The sequence below is a fragment of the Blautia sp. OM07-19 genome, assembly GCF_003481595.1.
Lineage (GTDB): Bacteria > Bacillota > Clostridia > Lachnospirales > Lachnospiraceae > Blautia_A > Blautia_A intestinihominis.
In genome coordinates this window covers 437,638-460,964 of sequence record NZ_QULA01000001.1, presented here as the reverse complement: position 1 = coordinate 460,964, position 23,327 = coordinate 437,638, and the positions used below count along the sequence as shown (strand labels likewise).

20 protein-coding genes are annotated in these 23,327 nt (G+C 43.6%); 1 reads left to right on the top strand and 19 read right to left on the bottom strand.

Annotated features, from left to right (window positions below; all coding sequences use genetic code 11):
- Positions 1-259 precede the first annotated feature (259 nt).
- From DXC01_RS02045 to DXC01_RS02000, 10 genes are all read right to left on the bottom strand, one after another.
- On the bottom strand, positions 260-1,654 hold the full coding sequence (locus DXC01_RS02045) for an aldehyde dehydrogenase family protein (RefSeq protein WP_243002302.1): 1,395 nt from the start codon (positions 1,652-1,654) through the stop codon (positions 260-262).
- A 137-nt stretch (positions 1,655-1,791) separates the two neighbouring features.
- Positions 1,792-2,070, bottom strand: a complete 279-nt coding sequence (locus tag DXC01_RS02040) for a BMC domain-containing protein (protein WP_022214806.1) — start codon at positions 2,068-2,070, stop codon at positions 1,792-1,794.
- A 22-nt stretch (positions 2,071-2,092) separates the two neighbouring features.
- Positions 2,093-3,157 (bottom strand): galactitol-1-phosphate 5-dehydrogenase, encoded by a 1,065-nt coding sequence (locus DXC01_RS02035; RefSeq protein WP_022214807.1) that lies wholly within the window; start codon positions 3,155-3,157, stop codon positions 2,093-2,095.
- Between the two features lie 33 nt (positions 3,158-3,190).
- Positions 3,191-3,841 (bottom strand): deoxyribose-phosphate aldolase, encoded by a 651-nt coding sequence (gene deoC / locus DXC01_RS02030; protein ID WP_334295376.1) that lies wholly within the window; start codon positions 3,839-3,841, stop codon positions 3,191-3,193.
- A 171-nt stretch (positions 3,842-4,012) separates the two neighbouring features.
- The gene (tpiA, locus tag DXC01_RS02025) at positions 4,013-4,801 is read right to left on the bottom strand and encodes a triose-phosphate isomerase (protein ID WP_158565270.1); all 789 of its coding nucleotides are present in this window, start codon (positions 4,799-4,801) and stop codon (positions 4,013-4,015) included.
- A 120-nt stretch (positions 4,802-4,921) separates the two neighbouring features.
- On the bottom strand, positions 4,922-5,146 hold the full coding sequence (locus tag DXC01_RS02020) for an HPr family phosphocarrier protein (protein ID WP_022214810.1): 225 nt from the start codon (positions 5,144-5,146) through the stop codon (positions 4,922-4,924).
- Positions 5,147-5,246: 100 nt separating this feature from the next.
- On the bottom strand, positions 5,247-6,251 hold the full coding sequence (locus DXC01_RS02015; protein ID WP_022214811.1) for a substrate-binding domain-containing protein: 1,005 nt from the start codon (positions 6,249-6,251) through the stop codon (positions 5,247-5,249).
- 69 nt (positions 6,252-6,320) lie between these two features.
- On the bottom strand, positions 6,321-7,268 hold the full coding sequence (locus DXC01_RS02010; protein ID WP_118698101.1) for an ABC transporter permease: 948 nt from the start codon (positions 7,266-7,268) through the stop codon (positions 6,321-6,323).
- Positions 7,265-8,773 (bottom strand): sugar ABC transporter ATP-binding protein, encoded by a 1,509-nt coding sequence (locus DXC01_RS02005; protein WP_022214813.1) that lies wholly within the window; start codon positions 8,771-8,773, stop codon positions 7,265-7,267. The genes DXC01_RS02010 and DXC01_RS02005 overlap by 4 nt, the downstream gene beginning before the upstream one ends.
- 24 nt (positions 8,774-8,797) lie before the next feature.
- Entirely contained in the window at positions 8,798-10,300 is a 1,503-nt protein-coding gene (locus DXC01_RS02000; RefSeq protein WP_118698100.1) for an FGGY-family carbohydrate kinase, read from the bottom strand.
- A gap of 373 nt (positions 10,301-10,673) precedes the next feature.
- Between DXC01_RS02000 and DXC01_RS01995 the strand changes: the two genes are divergently transcribed.
- Positions 10,674-11,642 (top strand): sugar-binding transcriptional regulator, encoded by a 969-nt coding sequence (locus DXC01_RS01995; RefSeq protein WP_022214815.1) that lies wholly within the window; start codon positions 10,674-10,676, stop codon positions 11,640-11,642.
- Positions 11,643-11,746: 104 nt separating this feature from the next.
- On the opposite strand, the gene DXC01_RS01990 is transcribed toward DXC01_RS01995, so the two are convergent.
- From DXC01_RS01990 to DXC01_RS01950, 9 genes are all read right to left on the bottom strand, one after another.
- Positions 11,747-12,904 carry an iron-containing alcohol dehydrogenase gene (locus DXC01_RS01990; protein ID WP_022214816.1) on the bottom strand — a complete coding sequence of 386 codons (1,158 nt, stop codon included), beginning with the start codon at positions 12,902-12,904 and terminating at the stop codon, positions 11,747-11,749.
- Between the two features lie 117 nt (positions 12,905-13,021).
- Positions 13,022-14,149, bottom strand: a complete 1,128-nt coding sequence (locus DXC01_RS01985) for an alcohol dehydrogenase catalytic domain-containing protein (protein WP_022214817.1) — start codon at positions 14,147-14,149, stop codon at positions 13,022-13,024.
- Between the two features lie 23 nt (positions 14,150-14,172).
- Positions 14,173-15,708 carry a xylulokinase gene (locus DXC01_RS01980; RefSeq protein ID WP_022214818.1) on the bottom strand — a complete coding sequence of 512 codons (1,536 nt, stop codon included), beginning with the start codon at positions 15,706-15,708 and terminating at the stop codon, positions 14,173-14,175.
- A gap of 29 nt (positions 15,709-15,737) precedes the next feature.
- Positions 15,738-16,724: a Gfo/Idh/MocA family protein gene (locus DXC01_RS01975; RefSeq protein WP_118698098.1), complete on the bottom strand. Its 987-nt coding sequence runs from the start codon at positions 16,722-16,724 to the stop codon at positions 15,738-15,740.
- A gap of 111 nt (positions 16,725-16,835) precedes the next feature.
- Complete coding sequence (locus DXC01_RS01970) at positions 16,836-17,888, bottom strand: substrate-binding domain-containing protein (protein WP_118698097.1); 1,053 nt, start codon at positions 17,886-17,888, stop codon at positions 16,836-16,838.
- 38 nt (positions 17,889-17,926) lie between these two features.
- Positions 17,927-18,904 (bottom strand): ABC transporter permease, encoded by a 978-nt coding sequence (locus DXC01_RS01965; protein ID WP_022214821.1) that lies wholly within the window; start codon positions 18,902-18,904, stop codon positions 17,927-17,929.
- On the bottom strand, positions 18,901-20,400 hold the full coding sequence (locus tag DXC01_RS01960) for a sugar ABC transporter ATP-binding protein (RefSeq protein WP_173905253.1): 1,500 nt from the start codon (positions 20,398-20,400) through the stop codon (positions 18,901-18,903). The genes DXC01_RS01965 and DXC01_RS01960 overlap by 4 nt, the downstream gene beginning before the upstream one ends.
- Before the next feature lie 239 nt (positions 20,401-20,639).
- Positions 20,640-21,674 (bottom strand): substrate-binding domain-containing protein, encoded by a 1,035-nt coding sequence (locus DXC01_RS01955; protein WP_118698096.1) that lies wholly within the window; start codon positions 21,672-21,674, stop codon positions 20,640-20,642.
- A gap of 5 nt (positions 21,675-21,679) precedes the next feature.
- Positions 21,680-23,326 carry a response regulator gene (locus DXC01_RS01950; RefSeq protein WP_158583610.1) on the bottom strand — a complete coding sequence of 549 codons (1,647 nt, stop codon included), beginning with the start codon at positions 23,324-23,326 and terminating at the stop codon, positions 21,680-21,682.
- Position 23,327: the final 1 nt, after the last annotated feature.

The window sequence follows — 23,327 nt, the reverse complement described above, 5'->3', positions numbered from 1 at the left end:
ACCCTGCTTGCTGTAACTGTCATACGGCAGTCTCAGCCACTCTTATAAGATGATAACGGAATCACCGGACCGGATTAGGGCCACTCGGAGATGGTCTTCGACTGCTTCCAGCTGAAATACTCTCAGCAAATGTATTCCTCTCTGGAGCCTTCCACAGTTTACTCTTCTCGTCAACGTGTTTCTTATTTATTCTGTAGTTTATTATATCCGCACGTTTTCCGTTTGTCAATGGGTGATTTTGTTTTTTGGTAAGACCGATTTAAATAACGCGGAGTCCGCCATCTGCCAGCATGCAGCGTCTTCTTCTGGTGAAGCTTCTTGCACAGGTCAGGCCTTCACCGGTTGGTCCTGCAATTGTCATAGTCGTATGACCTTCACCGCCGATTCCGACACCGACAAGCGTTGCTGCATTTTTGGTAAAGATGGTTGTTTCGATTTCTTTTGCAAATCTTGTCATATGGTCTACGTTCTTGGAGAACATGGATGCTGTGTGGCGGTTTCCGTTTTCTGCAACTACAGCATATTTTACACAGTCCTCAAAAGTCTTGCAGCGGACGATCGGCATGATCGGCATCAGCTGTTCTACAAGTACAAATGGATGATCATGCGGTACTTCACAGAGAACCAGCCTGGTGTCTGCATCTTTGATTCCGATACTTTCAAGAATCAGAGAAGCGTCCTTGCCGACCCATTTCTTGTTTACGGAATATTTGCCGTCTTTTTCCAGGAAAACAACTTTGAGAAGCTGCTCTGTCTCCTGCGGAGTGATCAGGTGTGCACCGCAGGCACACATCTTGCGGATCAGCTCATCTGCCACATTGTCCATAACGAAGGTTTCTTTTTCTGCCAGACACAGAAGGTTATTATCAAAGGATGCCCCTCTGTAAATCTCAGATGCTGCTTTGTCAAGATCAGCAGTGTCATCTACTACAACCGGAGGATTTCCGGCTCCTGCACCGATGGTCTTTTTGCCGGATTTAAGAAGTGCATTTACCATTCCCATGCCTCCGGTACCAACCATCAGACGGATCTTCGGGCTGGCAGTCAGTTTGTTGACTGCTTCCATATCCGGCTTTCTCTGCATGGTGATGAGGTTTGCAGGACCTCCGTTCTCTACGATTGTTTTGTGCAGGATCTGCAGGCAGACAGCGCAGACTTTCTTTGCACCCGGATGTACGTTGAATACAACAGCATTTCCGCCGCCGATCATGCTGATGGTGTTATTGATGATGGTTTCTGTTGGATTTGTAGACGGTGTAATTGCACCGATAACGCCAAACGGAGCCTGTTCTTCGATCATAAGACCGGAATCACCGGAAATCGCATCTGTTACAAGACATTCCACACCCGGTGTCTTGTCGATAACGGCAAGGTTCTTGGTGATCTTATCCTCATAACGTCCCATACCGGTCTCTTCGTGGATCATTTTTGCGAACATCGGGGCATTTTCTCTTGCCACAACACGGATTGCCTCGATAATGCGGCGTCTGTCTTCTACTTTGTAATTCATGTACCAGTCTCTCTGTGCGATGTATGCGGCATCAATTGCATCGTTTACGTCCTCAAATACACCCTGGTCACTCTTACAGGAAATATCCAGATTTGTTTTCATTAGAACTTCTCTGACTATGTTTTTGATCATGATCTCATCCATGGATCGTTTTCTCCTTTCGCCTTTCTTTATTCTTCTTTATCCTGTTAAAAACGCCTCTGTCCGGAATATCCAGGCAGAGGCATTTAAAACTGCTTGACGTAGCGGCCGCTCATGTATCGCGGTCTTTCTTTATTTGATTATTTTACAGTAGGAAGAATTTTTTCTACGTCAGTGTGCGGTCTTGGGATTACGTGAGTTGCTACTAACTCACCAAGTCTGGATGCAGCTGCGCTTCCGCTCTCTACGGCTGATTTAACAGCTCCTACATCTCCACGAACCATAACTGTTACCAGTCCGGATCCGATTTTTTCTGTTCCGACAAGTGCAACGTTAGCTGCTTTACACATCTGGTCTGCTGCTTCGATCGCTGCTGTAAGTCCTCTGGTTTCTACCATTCCTAATGCTTCCTGTGTCATGATGATCTCCTCCTAATCTCTCTTACATTTCCGGTTTGAATAATACTTTTGTGAACACTTCTGTTCTGTTAAACATCATTTCAAATACTTCTTTGCAGTCCTCCAGACGAACACGATGTGTGATCAGTGGATTTACATTCATCTGACCTGTGCTCATGAATTCAAGTCCGCTCTTCCACTCGTTGATCGGCAGTGGATTGATAGAAGAGTTCCAGCTTCCGTGGATGGTAAGCTCACCACGAAGGATAGCCTGAATTACTTTGTTTGGATAAGTTACGTCGTCGTATGTAATACCGCCGTATACAACTTCACCGTTCTTCTTGCAGGATGCTACCGCCTGAACGTGTGTGATCTTGTTTCCGGCAAATTCAATTGCGATATCTACGCCTTCACCGCCTGTCAGTTCTTTGATCGCTGCCACAGCGTCTGTCTTCATTCCGTTTACGCCAGCTGTTGCGCCAAGACGTTTTGCAAGTGCAAGTTTATCGTCTGCAACATCTACTGCGATAACCTTTGTGCAGCCAAGTGCACGGAGCCACTGAACACAGATAAATCCGATTGCGCCAAGTCCGAAAACTGCTGCTGTCTTGCCAGCTTCCATACGGCATTTACGAACTGCGTGGAGACCAACAGATACAGGGTCTGTGAAGGAACCTTCTTCATAATCTACGTTGTCCGGTAATTTCAGGCAGTTTGCAGATTCTACAACTACATATTCTGCCATGGCACCATCTCTTCTTGATCCATAGTAATCATAGTGATCGCAGAGGTGGGACTGTCCAACTTTACAGTACTGGCATTCGCCGCACGGGATCAGAGGCATAACGGAAACTCTGTCACCTACTGTCAGGTTATTCTTTACTTTATCGCCGCAGTCTACGATCTGGCCTGCAAATTCATGTCCGATCGTTGTCGGGAAATGGTAAGTTCCTTTTACCATTACCCGCGGAATATCAGATCCGCAAACACCGCAGCTTTTTACTTTGATCAGTACCTGTGTATCTTTCTCAATATGAGGAACGTCTACCTCCACACATCTGATATCTTTTGGAGCAAATAAACGAACCGCTCTCATTTTCTGTGCCATTTATATGCCATCTCCTTTTCTTACTTATACTTATTAGTATGTACTTTTGCTTGTCTCACCTTTTGCAATTGCAACTCCGGCACTTGTTCCCAGTCTGTTTGCACCTGCTGCGATCATTGCCTTTGCATCTTCCGGTCCTCTGACACCGCCGGATGCTTTCACTCCCATATCCGGTCCTACAGTCTTTCTCATCAGTGCAACGTCCTCAACAGTTGCTCCACCTGTGGAGAATCCTGTAGATGTCTTAACAAAGTCTGCACCGGCTTCTTTGGCGATCTGGCAAACCCGAACTTTTTCTTCGTCTGTCAGAAGGCAGGTTTCGATGATAACTTTGACGATGGCTCTTCCATGAACGGCAGTTACAAGATCAGCGATATCTTTCTTTACGAACTGCCAGTTTCCAGATTTGATCTTGCCGACATTTACTACCATATCTACTTCATTGGCACCGTTTTCTATTGCTTCGTTTGCTTCAAAAATTTTGGATTTTGTGGTAGTTGCTCCCAGAGGAAAACCGATTACTGTACACACTTTTACCCCGCTTCCACGAAGCTCCTCATAGCATAATGGAACATAACATGGGTTTACGCACACAGAACAAAAATGATATTCCTTTGCCTCCTGGCATAATTTTTTGATCTGTTCTTCACTTGCATTCTGTTTCAGCAGTGTGTGGTCGATCATTCCGGCTACGCTTCCGGCTGTATTAAAGGATGCACTGACTCCGCCCTGATTCTGCATAGTTTTCAGAATCTCCGTCGTAATCTTACTGACTAACTGTTCCATCTCCATAGCTTATTCCTCACTTTCCATTTGTAATTGCTTGTATATGGTAAACTCCCTTCTGCAAGGGTCTTACTCTCGTTTACTTACTTCGATGATCTTTCGGAATTTCTCCGGTTTCAGGCTGGCTCCTCCGATCAGGAATCCATCTACTCCCGGGCAGCTTCCAATGTCTGCGGCATTCTTCTCATTGACACTTCCACCATACAGAAGCGGGATATCGCTTCCGGTGAGTTCCGAAAGAACTGCCTTAAGATATCTGTGTGTTTCTGTGATTTCTTCCGTAGAAGCACTTACACCGGTTCCGATCGCCCAGATCGGTTCATATGCGATCTGTATGTATGGAATCCTGTCTGTCGAAAGTCCCTCCAGGTCTTTCTCAAGTTGTTTTCTTAATACATTCTTCCACTGTCCGCTCTTTCTCTCTTCCAGATTTTCACCGATGCAGAGCATTACGGAAAATCCTTCTTTGAGTGCCGCCTGTATTTTCTTCTGAATCTCTTCATCCGTTTCGTTGTAGTAGCTGCGGCGTTCGGAATGTCCCACCAGCAGACAGTCACAGCCGAGTTCTTTAATCATAGGAAGAGAAATCTCTCCTGTATATGCCCCGCTTTCCTTATAGTGGAAATTCTGCGGTCCATAGATAATCCCTCTCTTACGGAACTCTCCTGCAAGAACTGCCAGGGTTGTATACGGCGGAAAGATCATTACCTTACCGTCGACCGGTCCCAGTTTCTCCAGAAATTCCATGCCTTCTCTGACCGTCATATTCATCTTCCAGTTTCCTGCAACGATCAGGGATCGGTTCATATATCTGGCTACTGTCTCCCGGATGATCTGGTCCAGATTCTTCTGTTCCATAGATCCTCCTTCCTGCCTTACAAAAGCAGGCAATTTTGTATTTACCTTTTGCATTAGTTTACAAATGTTCCTGCGTTTATATCATTTGTAACTTCTGTGCTTATCTTAGCACAAAGGTTCTTACATGTCAACTGCCCATTTGTCCAACTTCTTCAAAAAATCCTCATCTTCAGTAACTACTTTGACTGGCTGATCGTAGTCCAGTGCCATCAGGCCAAGAATTGACTTCGCATCTGCGATCTGGTTATGATCCGTATGCACACCTACATCACTCCTGCATTTGCATGCAAGGTTCATAAAGTCTCTTAAGTCATTTGCCTCTGTCAGTTTGATTAATCGGTACATGTTCTTCCTCCTACTGTGTATAACATTTATTAATAAAAGAAAATCTGGTCAAAAAAGGCCGGTCAAATCCATGACCAGCCTTTTCCTGCAAAATTTTCTATTATTTCATTGCTGCGAAAGCAAGGCTGTCGTCTACATAATCGGCTACATTACTGCTGTCAATAACGCCAGTACCTGCATCTACAAATTCGTCATAATCTTCCCCATTCAGAACTTTGAGAGTTGTGTTCATAGCAACTTTCAGCAGAGAACCTGGGTCATTCATGGTTGTGATGGAATATTTACCATCCTGGATAGCCATAACAGCTTCCATAAGTCCGTCTACACCTGTTACCTTAACGCCTTCGATTCCTTTTTCTTCGAGAACCTGAGCTGCTCCAAGGGACATATCATCATTGTGTCCGTAAACAGCAACGATGCCGTCATTACTCTGAAGTAAGTCCTGTGTAGCTGTAACAGCTTTGCTTCTTGTGTAATCGCAGTATGCGGACTGGATTACTTCAAGGCCAGGAGCTTCTGCGATCGCAGCTTCGAAGCCGTCACGTCTTGCCATCATAACGGTATCACCGGCTGTTCCCTGAATCTCAAGGATCTTGCCTTCTGCCTTGTCCTTACCGCCGAGTTCTTCTACAAGAGCTTCTCCTACGAGTCTTCCCATCTCTTCGTTGTCACGGCCTACATAAGCGGTGTTTCCATCATTTACATTACGGTCAACGGTGATAACCGGAATGTCTGCTTTCTGGCAGGCTTCGATTGCCGGAGCAACACCTTCTGCATTGATCGGATTCAGGATCAGCGCATCGATTCCACTGGAGATCATGTCGTTGATATCGTTGTTCTGTTTGGTAACATCATCATCCGCACTTACACAGACAAAATCAACACCAAGCTGTTTTGCATAATCTTCTGCAACTTCTTTCATGGTTACATAGAACGGAGAAGCCAGTGTGCACTGTGAGAAGCCGATCTTGTAATCTGCTTTTCCTGTGTAATCAGCCAGAACATCTTCTGTGGATGCAGCGTCGTCTGCCGCGTAAACGCAAACTCCCATAGACCCGATCATTGCCATTGCTGTCAGAATTGCAAGGAAACCTTTTCTTTTCATGTTGATATCCTCCTTTAAAATGATATAGTTTTTTATTATGATAAGCACCCCTTGTACTTCATCATTCTGTTATTTTTTTGCATCGATAGCTCTGTTAAGAAGAAGAGCTGCGATGATAATGATACCTTTGGCGATCTGCTGATAGAAAGAAGCAAGACCTACAAGGTTAAAGATATTGGTGATGATCTGCAGAAGGAATACACCACCGAATGTTCCAAGCATGGAACCAATACCACCAGAAAGGCTGGCGCCGCCGATTACGGATGCTGCGATCGCATTCAGTTCCATTCCATCACCTGCTGTCGGCTGTCCTGTTGCCAGCCAGGATGCGGTAAGAACACCTGCAAACGCTGCCAGGGCTGCACAGAGAACATAAGTGATCGCATAGTTTCTTGTTGTTTTGATACCGGAAAGTGTTGCTGCCTCACGGTTTCCGCCGATTGCAAACAGGCTTCGGCCAAAGGATGTATATTTCAGAAGCAGTGCAAAGAAGATCGTCAGAATGATCCAAATGATACCGCTGACAGATACTTTGCCGATAAAACCGCCGCCGATGAATTTGAACTCATTTGAAAGTCCGAAAACAGGGACACCCTGTGTAGTCAGAAGGGCCGCACCTCGGGCAATCTCCATCATTGCAAGGGAAGCAATGAAATCCGGAAGTCCGAATTTGGCGATAAGGATACCTGTAACAAGACCAAGTGCCGCTCCGAGAACCACACCTGCAAGTACAGCTATAATAATAGGAACATTTTTACTTACAAGGATCGCACTGATCATTCCTGCAAACGCTGCAACAGATCCAACAGACAGATCAATACCGGAGATGATGATTACAAGGGTCATACCAATGGCTACGATTCCCGGTATTGATGCCTGCTGCAAGAGGTTCAGTACATTCCCGATTGTCAGGAAATTTGGTGATAATATAGAAGCAATAACGATAAATACGATCAGCAGTACCAGTAAGTTATATTTTTTAAGCAGATCGCCGATCTTCATAGGTTCTTTTCTCATGATTCGTTCCTCCCCGTAACAGATACTGATAAAATTTTGTCTGGATTAAAGTTTTCTTTTGATGAAGTCATGACTTCTTTGCCATCGAACATTACAATGATATTGTCACAGATTCGAAGCAGTTCATCCAGTTCTGAAGAAACCACGATCATACTCTTACCTTCGTCTGCGAGGTTACGGATGATCTTGTAGATCTCCTCTTTTACCATAACGTCGATTCCCTGTGTCGGCTCATCGATCAGAAGAATATCACAGTCACGGAACAGCCATTTCGCAATGATGACCTTCTGCTGATTTCCACCGGAAAGGTTCTGAATAACCGTATTGATCGACGGTGTTTTTACATTGAGACTCTTCTTATAAAGTTCACAGGTTTCGCGGATCACGCCATAGTTGATGACTCCATTTTTCTTGCACTTGTCAAGTGCAACCATTGTCATATTTTCCCAGACAGGAAGGATCTGGACAAGTCCCTGTGTCTTGCGGTTCTCCGGGATCAGACCGATCTTGTTTGCGATCGCCTCACCGGTATGTCTGAAATGTACCGGTCTGCCATGAAGCTTGATTTCTCCTTTTTCGTATGGGTCTGCTCCAAAAATCGAACGGATAACTTCTGTTCTGCCCGCACCAACCAGACCATACAGTCCGAGAACTTCTCCTTTATGAAGATCGAAGGAAATATTCCGTACTTTATGATTGGTAAGCCCTTTTACTTCGAGGACTTTTTCATCATTCAGAGGTTTTGCTTCTGTATATTCGTTTTTCTGGCTGACTTTGGCTCCTGTCATGTATTCCACCAGATGATCTTCGTTGATCTCTGATGCGTTACGACAGGCCACAAACTTGCCGTCGCGGAGAATCGTGATACGGTCTCCGACCATAAACAGTTCTTCCAGATGATGTGAGATGTAGATCAGAGTGATACCCTTGGCTTTCAGGTCTTTGATCAACTGAAGCAGTGTTTCAAACTCTCGTTTGGAAAGTGTTGAAGACGGCTCATCCATAACGATCAGCTTCGCATTGCTGGCAAGTGCCTTCATGATCTCTGTCATCTGCCTCTGGCCAATGTTCAGGCTGCTGACTTTGGCTTTGACATCGATCTGCATGTTCATCTCATCTGCAATTTCCTGTGTTTTCTTATAGACCTCTTTCCAGTCTACAGTTCCTAATTTTGTCTTCGGGTAATTGTTGATATATACGTTTTCACCTACCGTAAGTTCATTTACCAGAGAAAGTTCCTGATAAATAACGGAGATGCCTTTTTTCTTACGTTCCAGTGTTCCATGCGGTTTGAGTTTCTCACCGTCAAAAATGATCTCGCCGCCATCCTCTACATAAGCTCCTGAAAGAATCTTCATCAATGTAGATTTACCGGCTCCATTGGCGCCGATCAGACAGTGTACTTCGCCTCTTCTTACCGAAAAGTCCACTCCATCCAATGCCTTAACTCCTGGAAACAACTTATCGATCTTTCGCATTTCCAGAATGTTGTCACGTTCCTGCACTATGTACTCCTCCTTTGCCTCTGCTTATTGATGCATCAGATTTTTCAGGCTTTCATATAATTCCAGGTATTTATGGAAATATGGCTGATATTCTTCGTGGTTCTGCATATCCGGCTCCACAATAAATTTCGGTTTTATCATGTGGGCTGCTGCTGACTGAAAATCATCGTAGAATCTTCCTTTGGATGCCGCTACAACACAGCAGCCAAGGACACCTGCCTGTATATTTTCATTTACAATGATCGGTTTTCCGGTAACATCTGAGATCATCTGCAGCCAGCGGCGGTCTTTGGTTACGCCTCCGCATGCTGTAATGGATTCTACCGGATATCCCTGTTCTTCAAAGTTTCGGATAATATTCTGTGTTCCGTAGGAAACAGATTCCAGAACTGCCCGGTAAATGTGTTTCCATGTATGCTTGATGTTCAGACCGAAGATCACGCCCTTTGCCATTGCATCCTTATATGGTGTACGGTTTCCCTGGAAAAAATCGAGTACGGTAACTCCGTCTGCACCGATCGGAATCTCATCTGGAATTCCCAGAAGGTTTCCATATGGATTGCCGTCCTTTTCCGGAATGTGGAAATTATGCCGGAACCAGTTTACCAGTCCGGAGGCAGAAATCTGTCCGCCTTCAAGGAGCCACATATTATCAAGGACTGCTCCATCGTAAGGTCCCCAGATACCTTTCATATCTGGTTTCTCATCAGAAAGACACAGATGTACGAAACTTGTTCCCATGATAACGCCAAGCTTGCCTGGCTTCAGGACATCCAGACCAAACATTGCCATATGGGCGTCAATGCCGCCCTGCACGATCTGCATTTCTCTGGAAAAGCCATATTTCTCACTGAGTTCCGGGCGAATGGTTCCTACCGGATCCCCAATCTTGTCGACCCGCATGGTCAGTTTTTCTTCATAATCTTCAAAACCGATCTGCTCAAAAAAATCTCTCTGATAACCGCCCATGGAAGAAACATAATTCCATTTGCAGGTTGTATTGCAGATTGAACTTGACCACTCCCCGCATAACTGATAATTCATCCAGTCAAGCTGATCTACGATCCTGTAACAGACATCATAAATATCTTTCCTGTGTCTCTTGATCCAGAGTGCTTTGGGAATCATCCATTCGAAGGATGTCTCCTTGCCACAGTAATCAAGTACCGGATGACCGGTATCGTTGATCTCCTGCATTTCTTTTCTTGACCGGGCATCCATCCACATCATGGCATTCATGAGCGGGCGGCCTTCCCGATCTACCGGAATAGCAGTGGTAGAGGTAGCACATACGCAACAGGCTCTGATATTCTGTCGGATCTCAGAATCCAATGTGTGTGCAATCTGTTCAAAAATTCCGTTGACAGCTTCCCACCAGTTCAACGGATTCTGTTCAGCCCATCCAACCTTTGGAAATTCTGTCTCCCATTTCTGTTCCTTCTCAAAGATCAGTTTTCCTCTGGTATCGCTGATTCCAATCCGCACGCCCTGAGTTCCGGTGTCTATCCCCATAAAATAAGCTTCCATCTTTAACCTCCGCGCTAATAAAATCGGAATTTTCTATTTTCTTTTGTTCTTACATTTGTTACTATGAACATTTGTTACTGCACTTGTATCGTTTGTTTATAATTGAATATTACTATACGATTTTGATATTGTCAATCACTTTTTGGGAGTTTATCCATTTTTTGCTCGTTAATAATTTGTTTTATTTCTATTTTGCATTATAAACATTTTTTTCTTGCATTTTCGTTCGTCATTTCAGCCAATAGTTTTATTTTAAACGAATATTTTGACAACAAATTGACAAAAGCCTTATTGCGATACAGAACAATTTGTGTTATACTCGCAGTAAGTAGAACTATCGAAAATATTATGAAAAAGAAAGAGAACACAGCTTATGCCAGATTACAAACGAATTGAGCTGCTTGTTAAAGTGGCTAAACTTTATTACGAGAATGATTACAGTCAGGAAATGATCGCGAAGAAACTTGGACTTTCCCGTCCATATATTTCCAAACTCCTGAACGAGTCCAAATCGAATGGTATTGTCAAGGTTCAGGTAATAGACCCCTTAAGCATCGAAACTCCTCTGGAGAAAAATCTTCGTGAGCATTTCGGTCTGGAGAAAGTCCGGATCGTTCCGATGTCCGAGGGAATTGCATCCCTTTCCCGGCTTGGACTGGAAGCAGCCAGGTATCTTGATACCATTCTTCAGGATGGTGATATCATTGGCCTTTCCTGGGGTGCCACTGTTTACGAATGTTCCAAGGCACTGATCCGCAGAGATGATCTTCGTGATATCATCAATGTCCAGCTCTGCGGTGGTGTCAGCAATCTGAACAAGAACGTTTTTGCAACAGAGATCGCCCAGAATTTTTCTACCGCTCTCGGAAGTTCTTCTTTTATCCTTCCGATGCCGGCAGTTCTCGATTCCAGGAAAATGCGTGATCTTCTGGAGGAGGATCACAACATGGGCAAAGTTTTCCAGTATGGGCGTGATGCCAACATCGCACTCGTGACTATGGGTTCTTTCGGACCTAAGAGTGCACTTGTACATACCGGCTACATCAGCCAGGACAAGATGGATGAGCTTTCTGCCAGAGGTGCAGTCGGCGATATCTGTACACATCTCATTGATATTAACGGAAATATCTGCGATCAGGAACTGGATCAGCGCACAGCCGCTGTCCCGCTTGAGGATATCCGAAATAAGAAATACCGGATCGGTGTTGCCCAGGGTCTCAGCAAAGTAGACTGTATCCTCGGTGCACTTAAGGGTAAGATCGTCAATGTCCTGATCACAAACGAAGAGACTGCACAGTGGGTTCTCAGCAAGGATGAGCAGCTCTGTGCCGATGCTGTATAGACTGCCAGTTCACTTTAGTTGTCTTTTCGATATGTATCAAACAGCAAAATGCCCTCTGCATTTCAAACTGAATGCAGGGGGCATTTCCTGTTTGTCTTTTTTATTTATTTTGCGTAGTATGCGTCCATGAACACTTTCTGTACATCTACAAGGGTTGCTTCTCTTGGATTCTCCGGCATTCCGGTATCTTCGAGTGCATGAAGAGAAAGTGTCAGCACATCCGACGGTTTGAATGCAGTCTCTGATAATTTCGGGATATGTATTCTTTCTGCAAGCTGTTCAATATAGGTGATTGCTGCATTTGCTGCCTGATCTGGTGTCATATGTGCTGTATTGATCTTGAGTGCACGTGCAATATCTGCATAGCGTTCCTTACAGGAAGGGAGATTGAATTTCATTACGTGTGTAAGGAGGATCGCGTTTGCAACTCCATGCGGTGTATTATAAAATCCACCAAGCTGATGAGCCATCGCATGTACCATGCCAAGTCCTGCATTGGAAAAAGCAAGCCCTGCCATATATTCTGCCCAGCACATATCTGTTCTTGCATCCATGTCGCGTCCATTTTCGCAGGCTTTCTGCAGGGATTTGGCTACCAGTCCGATTGCTTCAAGTGCCAGACCGTCAGTAAACGGAAAATGCGACTTCGCAACATAGGCTTCGATCGCATGGGTCAGAGCATCCATTCCGGTAGCTGCGGTAAGGGGTGCCGGCATATCCACCATCAGTGCCGGGTCGTTCAGTGCCAGATAGGAAAGGCAGTGTGCATCGACCATCAGCATCTTTACTTTACGAACTTCATCTGTTACTACATATGCTCTGGTAACTTCTGATCCTGTTCCGGCTGTTGTATTGATCGCGATCAGCGGAACACCGGATTTCTTTGATTTGTCAAGTCCATTGTAATCTTCGATATTACCGCCGTTTTTTGCCAGGATACTGATTGCTTTGGATACATCCAGCGGGGAACCGCCTCCGATTCCGATCAGGTAGTCGCATCCCTCTCTGTCGTAAACTGCCTTCGCCTCATTGACCAGGGATACGGTCGGGTTTGGCTTAACTCCGGTATACAGCGCATACGGTTTACCGGCACGATCCAAAACATCTGTTACCTTCTTCACTGTACCAATCTTATACAATCCCTCATCCGTAACGACCAGCGCCTTATTTCCGGCTATGGTATCGATATATCTTGGTATCTCCTGAATGCAGCCCTTACCAATGATGGTATGTGCAGGCTGGTACAATTCTTTGTAGTTCATATTGACTTCCTCCATTCATCCTAAGCCTTTCTATGAACAAATGATACGCATTAAGTAACTTTCGTTCTTGATTCAGAGTATCATATTGCTTTAAAAAAGTCAATATTTATCGGAAGATTATGGGTGAACCAGTACTTTCATTGCGTTTCTGTCTCTGATTGCCAGGAAGCCTTCTGAAATATCCTTCAGATCATAGACATCTGTTACATATTTTTCCAGGTTCAGTTTCCCCTCTTCCACATATCTGATGATTTCTTTCATCATTCCTGCGGTAGTTGCATGAACACCATGAATGGAAAGTTCTTTGTAATGAATCAGATTACTGTCCAGATATCCTTTTCCGTCGCCTGCAATTCCACCGAACAGGCTGATTCGTCCTCTCTTGGCTGCGATGATCTGTGCTTCTGTGTGGGCACTCGGAACAGAAAGTGCTGTGATTACAACATTTGCGCCTCTTCCGTTCGTGATTCGTTTCACTTCCTCTACAGTGTCCTGCTCCTTCGGATTGATTACGATAATGTCCGGAATCATTTTCTTTGCAATCTCAATTCTTGGTTTTGCAATTTCTACCATGATAATCTTGGATGCACCTGCAAGACGGGCAAGTTCTGCATGAATACAGCCAATGTATCCACTTCCATAGATGACTACATAATCATCTGGCTGAATATTCAGATAGGTCTGTGCGTTAAATGCACATGCTGCCGGTTCAGAAAGTGCTGCTGACATATCAGAAACACTGTCCGGAATTTTGATCACATTTCCCATATCAATAACGTGCTTCGGAATTTCCATTTTTTCTGCAAAAGCACCTTCATACTGGAAACCAAATGTCTTAAGAGAATCGCACATATTGGTGTGACCGGTCTGGCAGGACCAGCATTTGCCGCATCCTACTGCCGGTGCTACCGTTACACGGTCTCCTTTTTTGAATCCTTTTCCTTCTGCATACGCACCGACATGTATTACAACTCCTGCCGATTCATGTCCCATGATCCTCGGTGGGGTAATTTTGGCATTGCCTTTCATAAAAGTTCTGAAATCGGTTCCGCAGATAGATGCATAATTAATTTTTACAATCATGTTATCTGCTTTCGGAACTGGTTCCGGCATCTCTTTGATCACCATTTTTCTTTCTTCATTCATCACATATGCTTTCATTTTGCCGGAAACAGTTGTTTCTGATACATATTCTGTAATTGTATTCCGTACAATAGATTCTACCTGTGATTTTGTCAAACTCATTTCTCCGTTCCTCCTGTCAGCCTTTATTCATTCGCAAGATCCTGGATCCTCTTATAGAAATCATGCAGCTCTGTCACATATTTCTTATACAGATTCATGTATTTATAATACCGTTTTCCATTCTCCGGATCTGGTGTGTAGATTGTCTTGCTGCTTACAAATTTCTTTGCGGTTTCTTTAAGATCTCCAAATACACCAATTGCATTTCCGGCGAGAATGGATACGCCCCACATTGCCACGTCATCTCTGTTGATGGTCGTATACTTTTTGTTCTGGATATCTGCACTGAGCTGCGTCCAGACCGGTGATTTTGCACCGCCTCCTATAATTTTGACCAGATCAATCGTATATTCCGGATACAGTCTCTCAATGCTGTTCATACATAACGTAAAATCATAAGTAAAGCTTTCAATCAGAGCTTTGTAAAAATGCGCTTTGCTGTGGCTCCAGTCATATCCCATCCACATTCCACGAAGTGCACCATCAGATGGCATGGAATTTCCTCCAAGGAGTCCGATCGCCATCAGTCCGTCACATCCAGGCGGGATGTTTTTCATTTCTTCTTCCATCTGTGCAAACATCTCTTTGGAAGTGATTCCTTCGTGTTTCACAAAAGTGTTCATAAACCAGTCCAGTGTAATTCCTGAACCTGCAACAAAGTGTGTCGCATAGAAGTCACCTGGAATCGCCGATGGCAGAACATCCAGTCTGCGTTCTTCCATATCCGGTCGATATTCCGGTACACAGGTGCTGACTTCGCCGTAAGATGAAGCTTCAAAAATCGTATCACCATAGTCCACAATTCCTGCCCCCAGGCATCCTGCTACTTTGTCACCTGCACCGGAAACCAGCGGAATTCCCTCTGTAAACCCTAACTCTGCTGCCATTTTTTTGTTCAGATGTGCACAGATATGATTTGAATTTACGATTCTCGGAAGATATTTCTGGTCCAGATGGATCGCATCACAGATTTCATCTGACCAACGGTCGTTCTGCACATCTGCAAGTCCTGTCCACTCTGTAAACGATCTGTCCATTACTGCATCTTCTGTAGAGATATCGCCCAGTTTTCCGATTACATAGCCACTGATCATCAGATACTTCGCAATCTTTTCGCTTTCTTTCGGATATTCGCTGCGGAACCATTCTACCTTTGGTGCCATCTGTGGAAAGTTGGTTCCTCCGACTCTCAGAAACTCATCTTTTAATTCTTTCATCTGCCGCTCTGCATATGGCATATAACGGCTGTCCAGGGAACAGGACCAGGTTGTGATATCATTCCAGTCTTTATCAACTCCCATGAATCCTGACATCTGTCCGGTAAAAGAAATCGCTGCGATATTCTTCTTTCTGTCACCGATTTTTTCTCCGACTTTTTTCATGCACGCAATTACCGATGCAAGAAGTTCTTCTCCTTTCTGAATAAAAACTCCCGGCTTTGGACGGTAGTCTTTCACAGGTTCCATCTCAATTGCAATGCACTGACTTTCTGTATTGTAAACCCCTGCTTTGATAAAGCTTGTACCAAGGTCAACCGCCATTAATAATATTTCTTTCATACTCAATCTGCCCTTTCTGAATTTGTGCGTCAGTCTGATGCATAAAGGATTCCCCATTCTTTTCGGGTCTTTTCTATCAGTTCTCCAATTGCGATCGACTCTTTCCAGGTGAAATGCGGACACTCCTTCTTTCCCTGTTCCAGACATTTCATAACTTCCTGTATTTCATACTGAAATCCTGTTTCACAGTACTCCTCACTGAAACATTCTTTTTTTCCATTGTTTAAAATCAGCTTTGCCGTGGTCGGATGCCAGAATTCCGGTCCTATCAGGATCCTGCCTTCCTCTCCCACGATCTCCACTTCTGCATTTCCTATCTGATTAAATGCTCCGCTCAGTATTGCTGCTCTGCCTTCTGAATACGTGAGAAGCATTTGGAAACATTCATCTACCTCTCCGTTTGATTTCATATTGGAATAAATCTTCTGTGGGCCTTCCGGGAATACCAGATACGCCATTCCAAGAGAATAAATTCCAACATCCCGAAGTGCACCTGCTGCATATTTGATTCCGGCTTTCCAGGGCTGCCAGTCATCAATATCCGGCTTAATATCAAAGCCGGCACGGACTGTCAGTGGCTTTCCGATCCGTCCTTCTTTGATCCAGTTTCTTGTCTGTATGACTGCCGGAAAACATCTCGTCCACATGCCTTCCATCAGGAATGTATTCTTTTCTTTTGCTTTGTTCAAAACCTGCGTAAGCTGCTTTCCATTATCAACCATTGGTTTTTCGCTCAGTACAGGGATTCCTCTTTCCAGAATCTCCATAATATATTCAAAATGACAGGAATTCGGAATTGCCAGATATACGATATCGATTTTTTCTGTATCCAGCATTGTTTTCAGATCTGTGTAGACTTTTTCACAACCATATTTCTGTGCAAATTTTTTGCCTGAATTTTCACTTCTGGAAACAACAGCTTCCAGAATCGCATCCTCCACTGCACGCATTCCGGATGCAAACTGATTCGCGATATATCCTGTCCCGATAATCGCCCATTTTGTTTTTACTGCCATATCTTTCAGCACTCCTTATTCAGAAAAGCACCACATAATAACATTCCCTCGTTATCCTGCAGTGCTTTTCTCTTTTACCTGAAACTATATTTAATTAATGCAGGATTTCCTTTAGTATGTACTTCCGTCATACTGGTCGAGATTTTCTTCTGTGATGTTGTCGCCGCTTACATAGTAATGTTTTGCAACCTCATCTTCTTTTCCTGCCCAGATAAGTTCTGCACATTCCATTGCTTTGTTTGCGATCGTCTTCGGGAACTGTACCGGTGAGCAGAGGATCTGTCCTTCTTTGATCATATCGATATCATTCTGTGCACCATCGATATCTACTACAGAAATCTTGCCTTCCAGACCTGCTGCCTTGATTGCTGCCGCTGCACCCTGTGCTGTCGGAGAGTTGATTGCAAAGACTCCCTTTACATCCGGATAAGTCTGAAGGAAGGATTCCATAATACTCTGTGCATCTTCTACTACACCAAAAGCATCCTGGTCTGCTACGATCTCTACATTCGGATAAGACTCCTCGATCACTGATTTAAGACCTTCTACACGCTCACGTACTGCCTGAAGTGTTGACCAGTTGATAACTACGATCTCACCTTCGCCGTCAATGGAATCACAAAGTGTCTGCGCTGCCATTTTTCCCATTGCCACATTATCAGATTCTACAATAGATGCGATCAGATCTTTATCTTCTACGTTGGAATCAATCGCAATTACAGGAATGGAAGCTCTCTCTGCTTCCTGCAGTGCAGGTTTGATTCCATCTTTGTCAAGAGCATCTACAAAAATAACATCTACGCCTCTGGCAACCATCTGTGTGATATCCTCTACCTGTGTGTTGATATCATTTGCCGGGTCAGGTGCGATCACTTCTGCATCAATACCGCCTTTTTCCAGTGTAGCTTTAACACCGTCGATCTCTGCGAGGAAAAATGCATTTGCATGTGTCTGTACAGAAACACCGATTGTTTTGCCTTTGCTCAGTTCGGTAGCAGCAAACGGCAGTCCATCTTCCGCTTCAAGAGGGTCTACATAAACCACATCTTCATCCCCTGCGGCTTCTGCGGTCTCTTCTTCTGCAAATACTGATACTGCGGACACACTTCCCATACTGCATACCATTGCTGCTGTCATTAAAACTGCTACTAACCTTTTTTTCATCCTTGAATCCTCCCTTGTTTGTTTTTTATATTAATTTTTTATTTTTTCTTTATCTGAAGATCAACGAATACTGCCCCGAGAACTACAACGCCCTGACACACATACTGCCAGTAGAACGGCACGTTCATGAAATTCAGTCCACTGCTTAAAAGATCCATGATCAGTGCGCCGATAAAAGTGGCTCCGATTCTTCCAACACCACCACTCATACTGGTTCCACCTACAACTGCAGCTGCAATTGCAGTAAGCTCTGATCCCTGTCCAAGTGTCGGCTGTCCACTGTACAGTCTGGAACAGGAGATAACACCATAGATACCATACAAAAATCCAGCAAATGTATATACGATCCAGATAACTTTTTTGCTGTTGATTCCTGAGAATCTGGCAGCTTCTGCATTTCCGCCGATTGCATATACTTCACGGCCAAACTTTGTCTTATTGAGCAGAACATAAGTGATTGCCAGAATAACAGCTGTATAGATAATCGGATATGGAATCGTATTCATTAAATATCCGTTTCCGATTTCTCCGAAATCACCGGAAATACGAATCGGTGTACCTGCAGAACAGGTGTAGGCAATTCCTCGTCCAATGTTCATGGTTCCAAGAGTTACAATGAATGGTGGAATTTTTGTATTTGCAACGATTCCACCGTTTATTGCACCAAACACAGTTGCGATCAGAACACCTACCAGAAGTGCACCTGCTGGATGCAAACCATTGGAGATCAGGAGTGCACAATAGGTACTTGCACATGCCATCAGCGCACCAACAGAAAGGTCGATACCACCTGTGATAATGATGAGCGTTACACCAAATGCTGCAATACTGTCAAGACTGGTGATTCTTAAAATATTGATAACATTTGCTCTTCCCCAGAATTTAAATTCTGTCAGAAATCCAAATACGAGAAAGATTCCCAGTGCTCCTGCCAGAATGCCTTTATTCAGGTATAAATACTTCATAACCGGATTTTTTGGAACGCCTCCGGAGATTTTTTCCTTCTTTGTTGTCATTTGTTGGCACCTCCTGTTGCATATTTTAATACCAGTTCTTCTGACAGTTCTTCTCTTGCCAGTTCACCTGTCTTCTGTCCTTCATGCATTGTAATCACTCTTGTTGAAAGATTCAGGATCTCCGGAAGTTCTGATGATATGAAAATAATTCCTACCCCTTCTTCTGCCAGCTCTGTGATCATTTTATAGATCTCAAATTTTGCCCCTACATCAATTCCCCTTGTCGGTTCATCCAGAATCAGAATCTTCGGGTTGGTAGCCAGGCATTTTGCAAGAACGACCTTCTGCTGATTTCCACCGGATAACTGCCCTGTAATGTGCGCTGCAGAAGTTGCTTTTGTCCGCATTTTTTTCATATATTTTTCTACGATCTCTGTTTCCTGCTTTTTGTCTGTTTTTACTCCGTGGATCAGTTTGTCCAGAATCGCCAGAACTGTATTAAACCGAATATCCTGTATGAGAACCAGACCCTGTTCTTTTCTGCTCTCAGGTGCCAGAATAATGCCTGCTTCAATTGCTTCCTTTGGATTTGATACTTTAAACTCTCTGCCCTCCAGCCATGCGTTGTAAGCAGCTCCTTTATCCACACCGAACAAATACCTCATAATCTCTGTTCTGCCGCTTCCCACCAGACCGTAGAAGCCAAGGATTTCACCCTGATGCAGTTCAAATGAAATATCTTTGAGAAATTTCCCATCATCCAGATGTTCCACTCTCAGAAGTTCTTTGCCTTTTGTCAGGTTTACTTCCGGATAAACATCTTTCATTTCACGTCCAACCATGAGACGGATCACATCATCGTAAGTTACCTCCCCAATATTCCTGGTTGCTATGTACTGCCCATCACGGAACACCGTAATCCTGTCTGAGATCTGGAATACTTCATCCATACGATGTGAAATATAAATGATTGCAACTCCCTGATTCTTAAGCATCTGAACAAATTCAAGAAGCTGTACTGTCTCACGCTCGGTAAGAGATGCTGTCGGCTCATCCATGATCAGGATCTTGCTGTCAACCGAGAGTGCTCTTGCGATCTCTACCATCTGCTGCTGTGCTACTGTCAGATTTGCCGGATAATCATTTACGTGGATCACATCCTGAACGCCCAGTCTTTCCAGAACTTTATAAGCATCTGCTTCCAGTTTCCTGTCATCTACAAATCCACTCTTTTTGGATGGCATCCTGCCGAGATAAATATTCTCTGCAACTGTCATATATGGAACAAGACTCAGTTCCTGATGAATAACTGAAATTCCAAGTTCTTTTGCATCACTTACTTTTTCAATTTTTACTTCTTTACCATTGATAAAAATCTGTCCTTCTGTCGGTGTATGAATTCCCGCAAGAATTTTTATCATGGTTGACTTTCCGGCTCCATTTTCTCCGAGAAGTGAATGGATTTCTCCTTTTCTCAGATCAAACTGGATCTTATCCAGAGCTTTTACACCGGAAAAGTGTTTAGAAATATTTTTCATTTCCAAAATAGTTTCCATACTCACACCCCATACATTTCACTTTTCTTCTGTTGCTCATATTGTTTTCCGTTTCGTTTTTGTTAATCAAATTATAGCAGGCTGACCACTTTAATCTATCTTCCACTTTTGGTTTTTGTTTGTCATTTTTGTTTTTATAAAGCAAAAAAACAGTAATGTTTTTGGTGATTTTCACCGTATCGCATTACTGTTCATTGTTAAATTTGTTTTATTTTATTGTTTTTTTATCTGTTTTCTGGTTATTTTTTGCCCTGTTCCAGAATCTGTCTCATCGTTTCGATATAGTCTCTTGCTTCTCCCGGACGGCTTCTCGACAGAAGAATTCCCGGAATTACAATTTCAGATTCATAATCCTTTCCCATCAGATATCTGCACAGATTTTCCATGGAACGTTCCCCAAGCTGTACCGGATCCTGACCACCAAGTGCCTGCAGGATATTATCATCATCCAGCATCATGTTCACCAGCTGCTCCGTAATATCAATTCCAAACACCGGAATCTTCAGTCCCGCATTCTGCACCGCCATAACGGCTCCGACTGTACCGCCTTCGTTCGCGCAGAAGATCATATCCAGATCCGGATTGGCATCCAGCACTTCTTTGACAATTGGTGTCGATGTACTTGCATCCCAGGCATCCACATCCTGAACAACATCAATCAGACTCTGTGTCATGGACAAAAATCCTCTCGTCCGGCTTTTACTGGTATCCGGAAGCAGTGCACTGAACTGGATGATTGCAGTTTTTGGCTTCCTGTCCGGAAAATTTTCCCGGATATACTCTGCACATTTTTTTCCAACCATCTGTCCGATATTGTACTGGTTCGCTTCGCAATATCCTGTCAGCCATTTACTTTCCATGCTCAGATCCACAGAATAAATGTCAATTCCCTGTTTTGCCGCATTTTCCAAACCTGCAAGCGATCCCGTCGGACTGACCGGATAAATGCAGATTGCATCCACTCCCTGCTCCATATAGTCACTGAGCAGTCGTGTTTCCCTTTCCAGTTCTCCACCGCTCTGCCCTTCAATGACGGTTGCCCCATATTTTTCTGCTGTAACGCGCATGGCAGTCTGCATTACTTTTTCGGTCTGATCTTCCAGAAGAATTACAGATGCAATTGTCGTCCCTTTTAAATCATCATTTTTCTCTTCATCTGCCAAATTTTCTGTATTTTCGTTTTTCATCTCCTGTATCCGGACTCCCCAGATCAAAGCGACAGTAATACCAATGACAGCCAAAAGCAGAAGCCCTATTTTCTTTCTTTTTTCCATTCTTATCACTTTCCTGTGTATTCATCTTTTACCGCAGAACGCATCTGCCGGAATGCAGATGGTGTCAGTCCTTCTTTTTCCTTAAATATGGTCGAAAAATACTGTACATTCGTGTACCCTACCGCCTCAGCAATATCGTACAGCTTCATATTTGTCTGAGTCAGCATCATTTTTGCTTTTTCTACCCTTACATTGATCAGATAATTTGAAAAAGTGCATCCCATCTGTTCGTGAAAAAGTTTGCTGAAATACGAAGTATTCATAAAAAAGCGGCCGGCAATATCCCTGGTGGACAATGCTGTATTGTAATTTTCTTCTACATACTGCAGAACCTGATCAATCATCCAGTGCTTTCTTTTCCCGTTGTTTTCCTGATAGACTTCTACAAGTTTTTCGACAAATTTTCTGAGGCAGTCCCACATTTCCGTTACAATCGTATCGCTTCCAATATAAATCAGCTCCCGCATGACAGTCATGCACTGCATCGCCAGTTCATCTGCATACGCCTCGCACTCCGGAAGACATGCTCCTGCAATCCTGTTAATAAAATTCATATAAAACAACTGCAGTTTCATCATATCTGCACTCTGCAGACGTCTGGAGGAACTTTGCAGAATCGCCTGAAGTTCTGTCTGTGCTTTTTCTGAATCTCCATTACGGATTTCTTTAATCAGCAATTTAAAATCATATTCTCCATAAACATCATCAAATCTGGTATTCAGTTCCTGCTCTGTCTCCTGATTACGAAGTGCCAGGATTCTTTTTTCTTCGGCACGTTTCTCTTTAATCTTCTTCTGTGCCATTTCATAAGATCTGTGGATTCCAGAAAAATCATCAGTCACATCTCCTGCTGCCATAAACAGTGATATATTCAGTTCCTTCTGCAATGCCTCACGAATCAACTGAACCCAGTTTTCTACCCGCTCCATGAACTTCGCTTCCAGATCATCCCCGAATAAAAGCAGTACGATCTGGCTTCCTCTCATATAAAGATACTGACATTCATAGCAGTCTTCCTGAAGATTTCGTCTGAGCCACTGGTACACAGACCACATATCTGATTTCACTTTATCATTCACAAAAAAGGTATGCTCTCTGACCTGCATATTCACAACTGCTGCCGACTGAAATGGAAAACCTATTTCTTTCCTGCTTAATTTTTGCAGAAGTTCTTCTGTTCGTTTTTCTGAAGTTTCAAAAATCAGATCTTCATAAATATGTTCCATCAGCATTTCAGATGCCGCTGACTGTTTATCAAACACTGTTTCTTTATTTTTTTCTTTTTTCAGTTCTTCCACACAACGTTTGACGCTATCCAGCAGTTCTTCTTCATCCACCGGTTTCAGAAGATAGTTTATTGCACCCATGCGGAGTGCTCCCTGTGCATATTCAAAATCATCATACCCACTTACTACGATCATTTTGGAAAATATGGAGTTTTCATTTAATTTTTTCATAAGATCAATTCCAGACAGTTCCGGCATTCTGATATCTGTAATCACAATATCCGGTTTTTCTTTCAGTGCGATTTCCAGTGCTTCGCCTCCATCTTCTGCCTCATAAACTTCTGAAATCCCATATGATGACCAGTCGATTGTCGATACCAGCCTTTTTCGTAGCCATAGTTCATCTTCTGCAATTAACAGCCGCAAT

What these genes read in the sequence shown, in the direction of transcription:
- DXC01_RS01965 (WP_022214821.1), bottom strand. Translation starts at nt 18,904, where the DNA reads ATGACAACAAAGAAGGAAAAAATCTCCGGAGGCGTTCCAAAAAATCCG.
- DXC01_RS02035 (WP_022214807.1), bottom strand. Translation starts at nt 3,157, where the DNA reads ATGGCACAGAAAATGAGAGCGGTTCGTTTATTTGCTCCAAAAGATATC.
- DXC01_RS01990 (WP_022214816.1), bottom strand. Translation starts at nt 12,904, where the DNA reads ATGAACTACAAAGAATTGTACCAGCCTGCACATACCATCATTGGTAAG.
- DXC01_RS02020 (WP_022214810.1), bottom strand. Translation starts at nt 5,146, where the DNA reads ATGTACCGATTAATCAAACTGACAGAGGCAAATGACTTAAGAGACTTT.
- DXC01_RS01970 (WP_118698097.1), bottom strand. Translation starts at nt 17,888, where the DNA reads ATGAAAAAAAGGTTAGTAGCAGTTTTAATGACAGCAGCAATGGTATGC.
- DXC01_RS01975 (WP_118698098.1), bottom strand. Translation starts at nt 16,724, where the DNA reads ATGGCAGTAAAAACAAAATGGGCGATTATCGGGACAGGATATATCGCG.
- DXC01_RS02000 (WP_118698100.1), bottom strand. Translation starts at nt 10,300, where the DNA reads ATGGAAGCTTATTTTATGGGGATAGACACCGGAACTCAGGGCGTGCGG.
- DXC01_RS01995 (WP_022214815.1), top strand. Translation starts at nt 10,674, where the DNA reads ATGCCAGATTACAAACGAATTGAGCTGCTTGTTAAAGTGGCTAAACTT.
- DXC01_RS02040 (WP_022214806.1), bottom strand. Translation starts at nt 2,070, where the DNA reads ATGACACAGGAAGCATTAGGAATGGTAGAAACCAGAGGACTTACAGCA.
- DXC01_RS02010 (WP_118698101.1), bottom strand. Translation starts at nt 7,268, where the DNA reads ATGAGAAAAGAACCTATGAAGATCGGCGATCTGCTTAAAAAATATAAC.
- DXC01_RS01980 (WP_022214818.1), bottom strand. Translation starts at nt 15,708, where the DNA reads ATGAAAGAAATATTATTAATGGCGGTTGACCTTGGTACAAGCTTTATC.
- DXC01_RS01960 (WP_173905253.1), bottom strand. Translation starts at nt 20,400, where the DNA reads ATGGAAACTATTTTGGAAATGAAAAATATTTCTAAACACTTTTCCGGT.
- DXC01_RS02045 (WP_243002302.1), bottom strand. Translation starts at nt 1,654, where the DNA reads ATGGATGAGATCATGATCAAAAACATAGTCAGAGAAGTTCTAATGAAA.
- DXC01_RS01985 (WP_022214817.1), bottom strand. Translation starts at nt 14,149, where the DNA reads ATGAGTTTGACAAAATCACAGGTAGAATCTATTGTACGGAATACAATT.
- tpiA (WP_158565270.1), bottom strand. Translation starts at nt 4,801, where the DNA reads ATGGAACAGAAGAATCTGGACCAGATCATCCGGGAGACAGTAGCCAGA.
- DXC01_RS01955 (WP_118698096.1), bottom strand. Translation starts at nt 21,674, where the DNA reads ATGGAAAAAAGAAAGAAAATAGGGCTTCTGCTTTTGGCTGTCATTGGT.
- deoC (WP_334295376.1), bottom strand. Translation starts at nt 3,841, where the DNA reads ATGATCGACCACACACTGCTGAAACAGAATGCAAGTGAAGAACAGATC.
- DXC01_RS02015 (WP_022214811.1), bottom strand. Translation starts at nt 6,251, where the DNA reads ATGAAAAGAAAAGGTTTCCTTGCAATTCTGACAGCAATGGCAATGATC.